Annotated in this window: 10 protein-coding genes and 1 riboswitch; of the genes, 5 read left to right on the top strand and 5 right to left on the bottom strand. The window is 72.6% G+C overall.

From position 1 onward, the window contains the following. Nucleotides 1-43 precede the first annotated feature (43 nt). A complete protein-coding gene (metE, locus tag AA75_RS19830; RefSeq protein ID WP_033821457.1) occupies nucleotides 44-2,359 on the bottom strand; it encodes a 5-methyltetrahydropteroyltriglutamate--homocysteine S-methyltransferase in 2,316 nt (771 codons plus the stop codon). Between the two features lie 181 nt (nucleotides 2,360-2,540). After that, nucleotides 2,541-2,693: riboswitch (cobalamin riboswitch) on the bottom strand. A 76-nt stretch (nucleotides 2,694-2,769) separates the two neighbouring features. Between metE and AA75_RS19825 the strand changes: the two genes are divergently transcribed. After that, complete coding sequence (locus AA75_RS19825; protein ID WP_033821456.1) at nucleotides 2,770-2,985, top strand: hypothetical protein; 216 nt, start codon at nucleotides 2,770-2,772, stop codon at nucleotides 2,983-2,985. 69 nt (nucleotides 2,986-3,054) lie between these two features. On the opposite strand, the gene AA75_RS19820 is transcribed toward AA75_RS19825, so the two are convergent. The 3 genes from AA75_RS19820 to AA75_RS19810 are packed head-to-tail and all read right to left on the bottom strand — an operon-like array spanning nucleotide 3,055 to nucleotide 7,829. Further along, nucleotides 3,055-4,140, bottom strand: coding sequence for an S-(hydroxymethyl)mycothiol dehydrogenase (locus AA75_RS19820; RefSeq protein ID WP_033821455.1), 1,086 nt, complete (start codon nucleotides 4,138-4,140; stop codon nucleotides 3,055-3,057). 53 nt (nucleotides 4,141-4,193) lie between these two features. Continuing rightward, nucleotides 4,194-5,312 (bottom strand): aromatic ring-hydroxylating dioxygenase subunit alpha, encoded by a 1,119-nt coding sequence (locus tag AA75_RS19815; RefSeq protein ID WP_033821454.1) that lies wholly within the window; start codon nucleotides 5,310-5,312, stop codon nucleotides 4,194-4,196. Between the two features lie 54 nt (nucleotides 5,313-5,366). Continuing rightward, on the bottom strand, nucleotides 5,367-7,829 hold the full coding sequence (locus AA75_RS19810) for an FAD-dependent oxidoreductase (RefSeq protein ID WP_033821453.1): 2,463 nt from the start codon (nucleotides 7,827-7,829) through the stop codon (nucleotides 5,367-5,369). 255 nt (nucleotides 7,830-8,084) lie between these two features. On the opposite strand from AA75_RS19810, the gene AA75_RS19805 reads away from it, so the two are divergent. Together AA75_RS19805 and AA75_RS19800 are read left to right on the top strand one after the other, a co-directional pair. Continuing rightward, nucleotides 8,085-9,581 (top strand): aldehyde dehydrogenase family protein, encoded by a 1,497-nt coding sequence (locus tag AA75_RS19805; RefSeq protein ID WP_233289099.1) that lies wholly within the window; start codon nucleotides 8,085-8,087, stop codon nucleotides 9,579-9,581. A gap of 107 nt (nucleotides 9,582-9,688) precedes the next feature. Beyond that, the gene (locus AA75_RS19800; protein WP_051812824.1) at nucleotides 9,689-11,263 is read left to right on the top strand and encodes an APC family permease; all 1,575 of its coding nucleotides are present in this window, start codon (nucleotides 9,689-9,691) and stop codon (nucleotides 11,261-11,263) included. Nucleotides 11,264-11,344: 81 nt separating this feature from the next. On the opposite strand, the gene AA75_RS19795 is transcribed toward AA75_RS19800, so the two are convergent. Beyond that, nucleotides 11,345-12,094: an IclR family transcriptional regulator gene (locus tag AA75_RS19795; protein ID WP_033821452.1), complete on the bottom strand. Its 750-nt coding sequence runs from the start codon at nucleotides 12,092-12,094 to the stop codon at nucleotides 11,345-11,347. A 214-nt stretch (nucleotides 12,095-12,308) separates the two neighbouring features. On the opposite strand from AA75_RS19795, the gene AA75_RS19790 reads away from it, so the two are divergent. Beyond that, complete coding sequence (locus AA75_RS19790; protein WP_033821451.1) at nucleotides 12,309-12,629, top strand: bifunctional 3-phenylpropionate/cinnamic acid dioxygenase ferredoxin subunit; 321 nt, start codon at nucleotides 12,309-12,311, stop codon at nucleotides 12,627-12,629. After that, a complete protein-coding gene (locus AA75_RS19785) occupies nucleotides 12,626-13,816 on the top strand; it encodes an NAD(P)/FAD-dependent oxidoreductase (protein WP_033821450.1) in 1,191 nt (396 codons plus the stop codon). The genes AA75_RS19790 and AA75_RS19785 overlap by 4 nt, the downstream gene beginning before the upstream one ends. Nucleotides 13,817-13,904 lie beyond the last annotated feature (88 nt).

Here is a 13,904-nt window from a genome sequence, read left to right as displayed (position 1 = left end):
GCCGAACACCTTCCGCGCCCGCCCCGGCGGTCCCCGCCGGCCGTCAGCCGGCGAGTTCCTCCCGCAGCTTGCGGGCGGCGCCGACCAGGCTGTCCAGCGAGGCCCGGGTCTCGGTCCAACCGCGGGTCTTCAGGCCGCAGTCGGGGTTGACCCACAGCCGCTCGGCGGGGATCGCGGCGAGCCCGGCCCGCAGCAGCTCGAGGGCCTCGTCGGTGCCGGGCACCCGCGGGGAGTGGATGTCCCAGACGCCGGGGCCGACCTCGCGCGGGTAGCCGGCCCGGGCCAGCTCTCCGGCGACCTCCATGTGCGAACGGGTGGCCTCGAGCGAGATCACGTCCGCGTCGAGCTCGTCGATCGCGGTCATGATCGCGCCGAACTCGGCGTAGCACATGTGGGTGTGGATCTGGGTGTCGGCCCGCACCCCGGAAGTGGCCAGGCGGAACGACCCGGTGGCCCAGTCGAGGTAGGCCGGGCGGTCCGCGGCGCGCAGCGGCAGTGTCTCGCGCAGGGCGGGCTCGTCGACCTGAACGACGGCCGCCCCCGCGGCCTCCAGGTCGTTCACCTCGTCGCGCAGGGCGAGGGCGACCTGGCGGGCGGTGTCGGCGAGCGGCTGGTCGTCGCGGACGAAGGACCAGGCGAGCATGGTGACCGGGCCGGTGAGCATGCCCTTGACCGGACGGTCGGTGAGGCTCTGCGCGTAGCGGAACCAGTCGACCGTCATGGGGTGCGGGCGGGAGATGTCTCCGGCCAGCACCGGCGGCCGTACGTACCGGGTGCCGTAGGACTGCACCCAGCCCTGCCGGGTGGCGAGGTAGCCGGTGAGCTGTTCGGCGAAGTACTGGACCATGTCGTTGCGCTCGGGCTCGCCGTGCACCAGGACGTCCAGGCCGGCCTGCTCCTGGAAGGCGATCACCTCGCGGACCTCGGCCTCCATCCGCTCCCGGTAGGCGCCGGCGTCGATCCGGCCGGCCGTCAGGTCGGCCCGGGCGCGGCGCAGTTCGGAGGTCTGCGGGAAGGAGCCGATGGTGGTGGTCGGCAGCAGCGGCAGTCCGAGCCGGGCGCGCTGGGCCGCGGTGCGCTCCGGGTAGGCCTGGGCGCGGCGGGCGTCCTCGGCGGTGGTGGCGGCGGCGCGGGCGCGGACCGCCGGGTCACGGGTGATCGGGGAGGTGGCGCGGGAGGCGAGGTCGGCCCGGTTCGCGGCCAGGTCGGCGGTGATCGCGCCGGTGCCCTCGCGCAGGCCGCGGGCCAGCAGCGCGACCTCCTGCGCCTTCTGCTCGGCGAAGGCGAGCCAGCGCAGGATCTGCGGGTCGATGTCGCGCTCGGCGTCGGCGTCCAGCGGGACGTGCAGCAGCGAGCAGGACGTGGCGACGTCGACGGTGCCGGCGAGGCCGAGCAGGGTGGCCAGGGTGGCGAGTGACTTCTCCAGGTCGTTGATCCAGACGTTGCGGCCGTCCACCACGCCCGCGACCAGGCGCTTGCCGGGCAGTCCGCCGACCGCGGCGAGGTCGTCCAGGTTGCCGGCGGCCGGTCCGGTGAAGTCCAGTGCCAGGCCTTCGACCGGGGCCTTGGCCAGCACCGGCAGGGCCTCGCCGAGGCGGTCGAAGTAGCTGGCGACCAGCAGCTTCGGCCGGTCGGTGCGGGCTCCGAGCTCGCGGTAGGCGCGGGCGGCGGCGTTCAGTTCGGCCGGGGTGCGGTCCTGCACCAGCGCGGGCTCGTCCAGTTGCACCCGCTCGGCGCCGGCGGCGCGCAGGTCGGCCAGCAGCTCGGCGTAGACGGGCAGCAGCCGGTCGAGCAGGGTGATCGGCAGGAAGTCGGCGGCGACGCCGGGGGCGGGCTTGGCGAGCAGCAGGTAGGTGACCGGGCCGACCAGCACCGGGCGGGCGTCGTGGCCGGCGGCGAGCGCCTCGCCCAGCTCCGCGACGGCCTTGGCGGAGTCGGCGGTGAAGGCGGTGTCGGGCCCGAGTTCGGGCACCAGGTAGTGGTAGTTGGTGTCGAACCACTTGGTCATCTCCAGGGGCGCGACGTCCTGGGTGCCGCGCGCCATGGCGAAGTAGCCGTCCAGCGGGTCGGCGTCGACCGCCGCGCGGTGGCGGGCCGGGATCGCGCCGACGGCGAGGGTGGTGTCCAGCACGTGGTCGTAGAGCGAGAAGTCGCCGGTGGGGACCTCCCGTACGCCCGCGTCGGCGAGCTGCTCCCAGTTCGCCCGGCGCAGGCCGGCCGCGGTGTCCCGGAGGGCGTCGGCGGTGACGGTGCCCTTCCAGTAGCCCTCGACGGCCTTCTTGAGTTCCCGGTCCCGGCCCTGGCGGGGGTAGCCGTACACGGTGGCGCGGGTGGCCGCGGCTGCGGACTTCGCTGTCAAGGGACTCTCCTTCGCGAGTCTGTGTCCTCAGGTACCCGGGGACGGGACGGGAGCGCGAAGGGATGACGAACAGGGCGGCGGCCCGCGCGCACGCGTGCCTGCTCCGCCTGTTGTGGTCGCCGACCCGCCCTCGAGGTCACCGGGTGGCCGCCCGCGGATCGATCGCGGGCGGGCAGCGGGCAGGTCTTCGGACTCGCGGGCACACCCACCCTGTGAAGGGCGGGCACCTACTGGCCGTCGCTTCCCAGACCCTCCCGGGCCCAGTGCGTATGACGGCGGTCGTTCCCACTCACCGCTGCGGGGCAGTCCCGGATTCCCACCGGGTTCCCTCTTACGACACCCCGCCTGGCGGACGGGGCGAACCAGCTGCACCGGTCAGCCTATGCCCACTCCCCCGGTCCGCGGCCCGAATGTCACCCGATCGCCCACATGGTGAGACTCCGCACCCGCTCACCCTCGGCCGGCGCTTCCTCCTGGCCGGCGGTCTCGGGAACGTCGACGCCGGCGAGGACGTCCGCAACCTGCCCAGGGCCGAGGCCGGCCGTCTCGGGCACCCGCTGGTGGTGACCTCACGGCCCGCGCTGGTGGCGGCGCTCGCCGCGCAGCCACCGATCGCGCCGGCCTGACCGGCGTTCACGCCGTCGGCCACTGGGCGCCGGCCGGCGGGCCTCACCCCGGGCGGGGCGCCGTGCTCGTCAGAAGACCACCACCGAGCGCAGCACATCGCCGTTGTGCATGCGGGCGAAGGCGGCCTCGACGTCGGTCGGCGGGATGGTCTCGGTGACGAAGGCATCGAGGTCCAGGCGCCCCTGGAGGTAGAGGTCGATCAGCATGGGGAAGTCCCGCGAGGGCAGGCAGTCGCCGTACCAGGAGGACTTGAGCGCGCCGCCCCGGCCGAAGACATCCAGCAGCGGCAGTTCCAGGGTCATCTCGCTGGTGGGCACGCCGACCAGGACGACGGTGCCGGCGAGGTCGCGCGCGTGGAAGGCCTGCCGGTAGGTCTCCGGGCGGCCGACGGCCTCGATGACGACGTCGGCGCCGCTGCCGCCGGTGAGCTCGCGGATGGCTGCCACGGCGTCGCGCTCACGGGAGTTGACGGTGTGGGTGGCGCCGAGCCTGCGCGCGGTGGTGAGCTTGCGGTCGTCGAGGTCGACGGCGATGGTCCGGGCGGCCCCTGCCAGCCGGGAGCCCATGACGGCGGCGTGGCCGACTCCGCCGCAGCCGATGACGGCGACGCTGTCCCCCCGGGAGACCCCGCCGGTGTTGACGGCGGCGCCGAGGCCGGCCATGACGCCGCAGCCGAGCAGTCCGGCGGCGAGGGGCGAGGCGGCGGGGTCGACCTTGGTGCACTGGCCCGCCGCGACGAGGGTCTTCTCCGCGAAGGCGCCGATGCCGAGCGCCGGCGTGAGTTCGGTGCCGTCCGCCAGGGTCATCCGCTGCCCGGCGTTGCGGGTGTCGAAGCAGTACCAGGGGCGGCCGCGCCTGCAGGAGCGGCACTGTCCGCACACCGCACGCCAGTTCAGGATGACGAAGTCGCCGGGCGCGACCTCGGTCACCCCCTCGCCCACGGACTCCACGGTCCCGGCGGCCTCGTGGCCCAGCAGGAAGGGGAACTCGTCGCTGATCCCGCCGTCCCGGTAGTGCAGGTCGGTGTGGCAGACGCCGCAGGCCTCGACCTTGACCACCGCCTCACCGGGGCCCGGGTCGGGCACGGTCACCGTCTCGATCCTGACCGCCTCGCCCCTGCCTGCGGCGACGACACCTCTGACCTGCTGAGCCATGGAGCACAACCTTCTGCCGGGTGGAGGGGACGGTGGGGACACGCGTGGTGCTGTCACCCGCGGAGCCGGTCGGTGACCCAGGTGTGGAACGCGCCGATGTGGTGCTCGCTCGGCACCAGCACACCGCCGGTCCGGTAGGCGCGCGAGTCCATGGCGGGCTGGCAGCGCTCGCAGGCGTCGAAGTCCTGGACGTTGACGCGGTGGAACAGCTCCACCGAGCGGGACGTGTCGCGGCCGGCCTCGACCACGTCCCTGACGAAGAGCCAGTCGCACTCCACCACGGTGTGGTCGGCGGCGAGCGGGAACATCCGGTGCACGATGACGTGGTCGGGCACCAGGTTGATGAACACCTGCGGCTTGACCGTGATCGCGTAGTACTTGCGGTCCTGGTCCGCGGAGACGGTCGGGATCCGGTCCATGCCCGCACTTCCGTCGACGGTGAAGCCCTCGGCGTCCTCGGCGAACTCGGCGCCGTGGCCGACGTAGTACTGCGCCGCGTAGCCGCCGGCGAACTCCGGTAGCACCTCGGTCAGTTCGGGGTGGATGGTGGCGCAGTGGTAGCACTCCATGAAGTTCTCGACGATCAGCTTCCAGTTGGCCTTCACCTCGTAGCGGATCCGGCGGCCGACGGCGAGCCCCTCGGCCTGGTAGCGCTCGACCGCCTCGGGAGTGCCCAGGCGCTCGGTCGCCGCGCCGATCACGTCTGCCTCGAAGGACGGCGGCTCGTCGGCAAGGCACACCCACACGTAGCCGAGCCACTCGCGCACGTGCACCGGGACCAGGCCGTAGGTGGTGCGGTCGACGTCCGGCATGCTGGTGAGGTTGGGTGCGGCGACGAGCCGGCCGTCCAGGCCGTAGGTCCAGGCGTGGTAGGGGCATCGGAAGCTGCGCCTGACCTCGCCCTCCTCCTCGGTGCACAGCCGCGCGCCGCGGTGGCGGCAGATGTTGAGGAACGCCTTGACGCTCTCGTCCCGGGACCGGGTGATCAGCACGCTCTCCCGGCCGACCTGCACGGTCCGGAAGCTGCCGGGCTTGTCCAGGTCGCTGGCGCGTACGGCGCAGTACCACATCCGCTCGAAGATCTTCTCCTGTTCCAGCGCGAAGATCTGCGGGTCGGTGTAGGAGGAGCCCGGGAGAGTGGGGATCAGGCTCGGCGGGAGCTCGGTGGTCACAGCGGCAGGCCTTTCGTCAGGGGAACGCACGACCGGAGCGGGCGCCGCGCCGGGTCAGCGGCGGATGCGGGTCATCTTCGGGTCGAACAGCGGCTCCTCGGTGACGGTGGCGGGCAGCCGCCGGCCGAAGTACTCCACCTCCACCCTCCGGCCGGGAGCTGCGGCGGCGCGCGGGAGCCAGGCGTAGGCGATGGAGGCGCCGACGCTGTACCCGTATGCGGCGCTGGTGACGTATCCCGCGGGAGCGCCGTCCACGTACACCGGTTCCCGGCCCATGACGACGGCGTGTGGATCGTCCAACAGGAGGCACGCGAGCCTGCGCGGAGCCGTCTCCTCGGTCATCCCCAGCAGCGCGTCGCGGCCGAGGAAGTCCCCCTTGTCCATGCGCACGGCGAAGCCGAGCCCGGCCTCGTAGGGATTGTGCTCGGCGGTCAGGTCGGTGCCCCAGGAGCGGTAGCCCTTCTCCAGGCGCAGGCTGTTGAAGGCGCTGCGTCCGGCGGCGACGACGCCGAGCGGCTGACCGGCCTCCCACAAGGTGTCCCAGAGCTTCTGCCCGTTGTCGGCCGTGGTGTACAGCTCCCAGCCGAGTTCGCCGACGTAGGACAGCCGCATCGCGGTGACCGGGACGCAGCCCAGGTACGTCTGCTTCGCCTTGAAGTAGCCGAAGCCCCCGTGCGAGAAGTCCGCGTCGGTGAGCGGCTGGACCAGGTCGCGGGCGAGCGGGCCCCACAGGCCGATGCAGCAGGTGCCGGCGGTGATGTCGCGGATCTGGACCGAACCGTCCGGCGGGAGGTGGCGGGTGAGCCAGTCGAGGTCGAGGTTGCCGTTGGCGCCGATCTGCCAGCGTTCCCCGAGACCGTGGCCCCGGCCGAGCCGGGCCACCGTGAGGTCGCTGCGCACGCCGCCGGTCTCGTCCAGCAGCAGGGTGTAGGTGACGGAGCCGACCGGTCGCTCGAGCTGATTGGTCGTGAGGCGCTGCAGGAACGCCTGCGCGCCGGGGCCGGTGACCTCCAGGCGTTTGAGCGCCGTCATGTCGTACATCGCGACGCGCTCGCGGGTGGCCAGGGCCTCGGCACCCGCGATCGGGGACCAGTAGCGGGAGGCCCAGGCGCCGCGCCCGGGGATGCCGGCGACCTCGGGCAGATCCCGGTTGGCCGCGTACCAGTGCGGCCGCTCCCAGCCGGAGGCCTCCAGGAAGAAGGCGCCCAGCTCCCGCTGACGCGCGTGGAAGGGGCCGACCCGCAGCGGGCGCGGCTCCGCCATCGGCTGCAGCGGGTGGATGATGTCGTACACCTCGGCGAAGTTCTGGCAGCTGCGCCGGTGCACGTAGGCGGGGGCGAGCTGCCCCGGCTCGAAGCGGTTGAGATCGCACTCGTGCAGATCGGTGCGCGGGGTGCCCTCGACCAGCCACTGCGCCATCGCCTTCGCCACACCCGCGGAGTGGGTGACCCACACCGCCTCGGCGACCCAGAAGCCGCGCAGCTCGGGCGCCTCTCCCAGGAGGGGGAAGCCGTCGGTGGTGAACGAGAAGATGCCGTTGAAGCCCTCGTCCACCTCGGTCCGGGCGAGCGCGGGCAGCAGTTCCTGCGAGTCGGCCCAGGGCTGCTCGAAGTCCGTCCCGGTGAACGGCAGCACCGAGGGCATCAGGGGCCCACCGGGGGCGGACACCTCCCGGAGGTCGACGGGCATCGGGCGGTGGGCGTAGGAGCCGATGCCGATGCGGTCGCCGTGCTCGCGGTAGTAGAGGTCGCGGTCCTGGTGGCGCAGGATCGGCTTGGAGGCCTCCAGCTCCTCGGTGTTGTGGCCGGCCAGCTCCGGGACCGGGGTGGTCGTGGCGTACTGGTGGGCCATCGGGACGAGCGGGACGGTGAGGCCTGCCATCCGGCCGATCCTCGGCCCCCAGAACCCGGCGCAGGAGACGACCACGTCGGCGGGGAAGCCGCCCTGGTCGGTGACGACGGCGGTGACCCTGCCGTTCGCGGACTCGATCCCGGTGACGGTGTGGTGCGGCAGGAACCGCGCACCCCGCTCGATCGCACGCCGGGCCTGTGCCTCGCCTGCGCGCACCGCCTTGGCCAGGCCGTCGGTGGGCACGTGGAAGCCGCCCAGGATCCGGGCTCGGTCCAGCAGCGGGTGCAGGGCGGCGCACTGCTCGGGGTCGAGCAGTGCGCCCGGCACCCCCCAGGAGGTGGCCAGCCCGTGCTTGCGGTCGAGTTCGGCGAGCCGCTCGGGGGTGGTGGCCACCTCGAGTCCGCCGAGCTGCCGGAAGCACCACCGGCCGTCGAGGGTCAGGGCGGAGTACTTGCGGACGGTGTAGGAGGCGAACTCGGTCATGGTCTTGGAGGAGTTGGTCTGGAAGACCAGTCCCGGCGCGTGCGAGCTCGACCCTCCGGTGGCGAACAGGGGGCCCTGGTCCAGCACCGTGACGTCGGTCCAGCCGCGCGCGGTGAGCTCGTCGCTCAGCGCGCAGCCGACGATCCCGGCACCGACGATCACGACTCTGGGTTGAACTGTCAAAGCATCCGTCCCCTCGGAAGGTGGCTGCGGCGGGCTGAGCCAGACAGTACGAGTTGCACATTACGCACCTGCTTGCGCGATGAGAAACAGACTCGGGCCCGCATCACGAGCTGTCAAGACCCGCCGCCCGCACCGGCCGCACACGGTCCGGACGCCCTCCCTTGACAGGGGTAGGGGGCCCTTCCATACTCGCCGACTAGTTGCGCATGGGGACAGGCGTCTCGTATCGCGCAACTCACGAGAAAGGCGGCGCCCGTGCCCCCATCCCTCGACCCGGCCTGTCTGCTGATCGACGGCGTCTGGACGCCGGCCGAGGACGGCCGACAGCGAGCGGTCGTCAATCCCTTCGACGGCTCGACGCTGGCAACGGTCGCCGAAGCCTCCGAAGCCGACGCGGACCGTGCGGTGCGCGCCGCCCGGTCCGCCTTCGACGAGGGCTCCTGGGCCCGTGCCCCGGCCGCCCGTCGCGCCGGGGTGCTCACCGCCACGGCCGACGCGCTCCAGGCGCAGCGGGAGGAACTGGCCCGGCTGGAGACGCTCGACACCGGCAAGACCCTGACCGAGAGCCGCATGGACGTCGACGACGCCACCGCCGTCCTGCGCTACTACGCGGCACTGACGACCACGGACGCGGGCCGCACCATCGACACCGGGCGGCCCGACGCGATCAGCCGGGTGGTCCACGAGCCCGTGGGCGTCTGCGCGCTGATCACACCGTGGAACTACCCGCTGCTGCAGATCTCCTGGAAGCTCGCCCCCGCCCTGGCGGCCGGCAACACGGTGGTGGCCAAGCCCAGCGAGCTCACGCCGATGACCACGATCCGTCTCTTCCGGCTGCTCCAGGAGCAGTTGGAACGGGCCGGCGCACCGGGCGGAACGGCGAACCTGGTCCTGGGCGGCGGCGAGGTCGGCGCCGCGATCGCCCGGCACCCCGAGGTCGACCTGGTCTCCTTCACCGGCGGCCTGGCCACCGGCCGCTCGGTGATGCGGGCGGCGGCCGACACGGTCAAGCGGGTCGCCCTGGAACTCGGGGGCAAGAACCCCAACATCGTCTTCGCCGACGCCGACCTCGACGCGGCGGTCGACTTCGCCCTCACCGCCGCGTTCCTGCACTCCGGCCAGGTCTGCTCGGCCGGCTCACGGCTGCTGCTGCACCGCGGCCTGCACGCCGACTTCACCGCCGAGCTCGCCCGCCGCGCCGACCTCGTCCGGCTCGGCGACGGACTCGACAAGGGCACCGAGACCGGCCCGCTGATCTCCGCCGAGCACCGCCGGAAGGTCGAACGCCTCGTCGCGGGCGCCCTCGCCGAGGGCGCGGTGCTCCGCGCCGGCGGCGGCCGGCCGGCCGAGCCCGAGCTCCAGGCGGGCTTCTTCCTGCGGCCCACCGTCCTCGACGGCTGTCACGCGGGCATGGCGGTGGTCCGCGAGGAGGTCTTCGGCCCCGTCCTGACCGTCGAGCTCTTCGACGACGAGGACGAGGTGGTGGCCCTGGCCAACGACACCCCGTACGGCCTGGCGGGCGCGGTGTGGACGCAGGACGCCGGCCGCGGCGAGCGGGTCGCGTCCCGGCTCCGCCTCGGCACCGTCTGGATCAACGACTACCACCCTTACGTGCCGCAGGCCGAATGGGGCGGGTTCAAGCAGTCCGGCACCGGTCGCGAACTCGGCCCGTCCGGCCTGCGCGAGTACCAGGAGTCCAAGCACATCTGGCGCACCGTCTCCCCCGCCGCCCAGCACTGGTTCGCCGGCTGACGCGGCATCGTTCCCTTCCCCCGGTCCCCACGTCCGCACCTCCCGACTCCACCCGGTCCGCACAGCAAGCACGTCCCCCAGTCCCCTTGCCTGCCACTGGAGCGACCATGAGCAACCCGGGAACCACCGGAACCACCAGGCCACCGGCCACCGACGACGCCACCGACCTCGCACGCTTCGGCTACAAGCAGGAACTGGAACGCTCCCTCGGTTCCTTCTCCAGCTTCGCCGCGGGCTTCAGCTACATCTCGATCATGACCGGCGTGTTCCAGCTCTTCGGCTTCGGCTTCGCCTCCGGCGGCCCGGCCTTCGTCTGGAGCTGGCCGCTGGTCTTCATCGGCCAGGGGGCCGTCGCCCTCTGCTTCGCCGAGATGGCCGGCCAGTTCCCGCTGGCCGGTGGCGTCTACCAGTGGTCCAAACAGATCGCGCGACCGGTCACCTCGTGGATGGCCGGCTGGATCATGACGATCGGCGCGATCGTCACCGCGGCCGCGGTCGCCGTCGCGTACCAGATCATCCTTCCGCAGGTCTCACTGGCCTTCCAGATCGTCGGCGGCGCCGACGACGCCGGCGTGACCAGCACGGCGAACGGCGCCAAGAACGCGATCCTGCTCGCCCTGGGCCTGGTCGTGTTCACCACGGTCGTCAACATCGTGGGCGTCCGCCTGATGGCGAAGATCAACAACCTCGGCGTCGCCGTCGAACTGATCGGCGTCACCCTGCTCATCGTCATGCTGGCCGTGCACATCAAGCGCGGACCGCAGGTCGTGCTGCACACCGCCGGCACCGGGGACGGGCACTCCTGGGGCTACCTCGGCGCCTTCCTGGTGGCCTCGATCATGAGCGCGTACGTCTTCTACGGCTTCGACACCGCCGGCTCGCTCGCCGAGGAGACCAGGGAGCCGCGTCGCCACGCGCCCCGCGCCATCCTCCGCGCCATCACCGCCGCCTTCCTGGCGGGCGGACTGCTCATGCTCGTCGGCATGATGGCGGTCGGCGACATCGACGCCAAGGAGCTCGGCACGCTCGGCATGCCCTACCTGATCAAGTCCACCCTCGGCACCGGCCTGGGCGACGCCTTCCTGGTCTGCTCGGCGGTCGCCATCACGGTCTGCTGCCTCGCCGTGCAGACCGCCGCCATCCGGCTGCTGTTCTCCATGGCCCGCGACGGGCGACTCCCCTTCGGCGCCGCCCTGGCCAGGGTCTCCCCCAGGTCCAGTACCCCGGTCGCACCGGCCGTCGTCACCGGCGTGCTGACCATCGCCCTGCTGCTCGTCAACATCGGCAACCAGCGGGTCTTCTACATCCTCACCTCGGTCGCCATCATCCTCTTCTACATCCCCTATCTGCTGGTCACCGCCCCGATGCTGCTCCGCCGCCTGCGGGGCCGGTGGCCGCGGGAGGAGCAGGGCCCCTTCTTCACCATGGGCCGCTGGGGTGTGGTCGTGAACGTCGTGGCCGTCGTCTACGGCGTGGCCATGACCGTCAACCTGGCGTGGCCGCGAACCGCCATCTACGGCGACGACCAGTGGTACTACACGTGGGGCGCCGTCGTCTTCACCGCGGTGATCTCAGCCGTCGGCGGTCTGCTGTACCTGCGGTACCGGAGCCACCACGGCGCGCCGCAGGGCGCCGCAGCCACCGAACCGGTGGCCGACGACGGCCTCGCGGGCGAGGCCTGACCCTCCGTCAACCCGTGCGAGGAGGCGGAACGGGACGCCGCAAACACCCTGCGCCCCGTTCCGAAGCCGCACCACGGCCGGTCACTGCGGGCGAAGGTGGCCCAGTCGGGCCGAGACCTCGTCCGCCGCGGACCGGACAGCGGCGGACACCTCGGGGATGCGGTGCTCGGTCAGCCGGAAGGACGGTCCGGAGGCGCTGATCGCCGCCACCACCTGCCCGTTGGATGCGAACACGGGAGCCGCTACGGCGTTGAGTCCCGGCTCCAACTCCTCGATGCAGCAGGCGAAGCCGTCCGTGACGGCCTCCTTCAGCTGCGCCAGCAGGGCGCCGGGGTCGGTCACGGTCCGCGGGGTGTAGCGCTCCAAGGGGGCGGCCAGCCTCGCCTTCAGCGCCTCCTCGGACAGGTACGCCAGGAGCACCTTCCCGCTGGAGGTCGCGTGCAGCGGCGTGCGCTGACCGACCCAGTTGTGCGTGGTCAGAGCCGACGGGCCGAACACCTGGTCGATGTTGACGGCCTCGCCGCCGTCGAGGATCGCCACGTTGATGGTCTCCGCGACCTGGACGGCCAGCCGCTCGCAGACCGGACGGCTCTGCTGGGACAGGTCCATCCGGACCGTGGCGGCACCGGCGAGCCGGACCAGCCCCAGGCCCAGGCGGTACTTCCCGCGCTCCCCCGGCTGCTCGACGAGGCCGCGCATCTCCAGGGCGGCGGCGAGGCGGAAGGCCGTCGACTTGTGCACACCGAGCTCCACCGCGAGTTCGGTGACACCCGTCTCCCCGCGGCGGGCGAGGATCTCCAGGATGGTCACCGCCCGGTCGACGGACTGCACAGGTGACTCCGTCTGCCGCGAGGTGCCCGGCCCCCCGGGGGGCCCGCCGTTCAGACTGTTGCTCATAACGCAACATTATGCACATCATCCGGCCGACGGCATTCGCCCCCTTGACAAGCCCTTGGCGGCTCGGAAGCATGTTGCGTAATCCGAATCGTGTTGTGTAATACGATACACGCCGAGCGGGTTCGAGGATCCGAAGCTGGAGGTTCCCATGATCACGGTGTGCCGGATCGACGAACTGCCGCCCGGCGAAGCGCTCCGGGTGACCGAGGGCGTACCGGCGCCGGTCGCCGTGTTCAACGCCGACGGGACCTTCTACGCCGTCGACGACACCTGCACCCACCAGGACGCCTCGCTCGCCGACGGCTGGCTGGAGGGCTGTTTCGTCGAATGCCCCCTGCACGCGGCCTCCTTCGACCTCCGCACCGGCCGGCCCACGTGCCCGCCGGCCAGGCTGCCGCTCCGGACCCACCGGGTCACCGTGGAGGACGGATGCGTCGTCCTCCACGTCACGGTCGGCGAGCCGGCGTGAGGTCCATCGCCGTGGTCGGCGGCTCGCTGGCCGGCCTGAACACGGTCCGCGCGCTCCGCGCCGAGGGCTACGACGGCTCGATCACCGTCATCGGCGAGGAACGCCACCAGCCGTACGACCGGCCGCCGCTGTCCAAGGCCTTCCTCAGGGGCGACCTGGACGCCGACGCGCTGGCGCTCGGCAGCCCGGACGAGTACGCGGATCTCGGCGCACGGTGGCTGCTCGGCGAGCGGGCGGTCCGGCTGGAGCCCGCGGCCCGCGCCGTCACCCTGACCGGCGGCCGGGAACTGCACGCCGACGCCGTCGTGATCGCCACCGGCGCCCACCCCCGCACGATCGCGGGCGCAGCCGGGCTGGCCGGCGTCCACACGCTGCGCACCCTGGACGACGCGGTGGCACTGCGCGCGGACCTGCGGGCGGGGCGGCCCTGCGTCGTCGTGGTCGGCGCGGGCTTCGTCGGCGCCGAGGTCGCCTCCACGGCCCGTGCGCTCGGCCTGGACGTCACCGTCGTCGAGGCCGCCGAGGTGCCGCTGGAACGGGTTCTCGGGCGCGCCATGGGCCTGGCCTGTGCCTCGCTCCACGCGGAGCACGGGGTGCGTCTGCTGTGCGGCACCGGCGTCGCGGGCCTCACCGGCGAAGACCGGGTCACGGGTGTGCGGCTGACGGACGGGCGGCTGCTGCCGGCCGACGTGGTCGTGGTCGGCGTCGGGGTGCGGCCGGCGACGGACTGGCTGGCCGGATCGGGGGTCGCAGTGGACGACGGGGTCGTGTGCGACGCCGGTTGCGCGACGAACATCGCCGGCGTGGTCGCCGTGGGCGATGTCGCCCGCTGCCCCAACCCGTTCACCGGCCGCTCCGGCCGCATCGAGCACTGGAGCAACGCGACGGAGCAGCCGAGGACGGCCGCTCGCACGCTGCTGTCGGGCAGGTCGTCGGCCGCGCCGGCGCAACCGCCGTACTTCTGGTCGGACCAGTACCGGACCCGGATCCAGCTCGCCGGTCATGTCGGCCCGGACGATCAGCCCCGGGTCGTCGAGGGCGACCTGGACAGCCGCTCCTTCGTGGTCGTCTACCGGCGGCACGGACACGACGTCGCCGTGCTCGCCGTCAACCGGCCCAAGCTCTTCGGTCGGCTCCGCCGCACGCTCACTCCGATCCCCGTCACCGTCGCGCCGGTCGCTTCCTGACCGCGCCCGGTGTCCCGGCCCCTGGGAGGTCACCGATGAATCCTCTCCACCAGTCCCTGCACGCGCTCGACCCGGAGATCGCCGCCGC

The organism is Kitasatospora sp. MBT63, assembly GCF_000710465.2.
GTDB lineage: Bacteria > Actinomycetota > Actinomycetes > Streptomycetales > Streptomycetaceae > Kitasatospora.
Note: the sequence above shows the minus strand (reverse complement) of the source record. Positions and strands in the feature narration are given on the sequence as shown.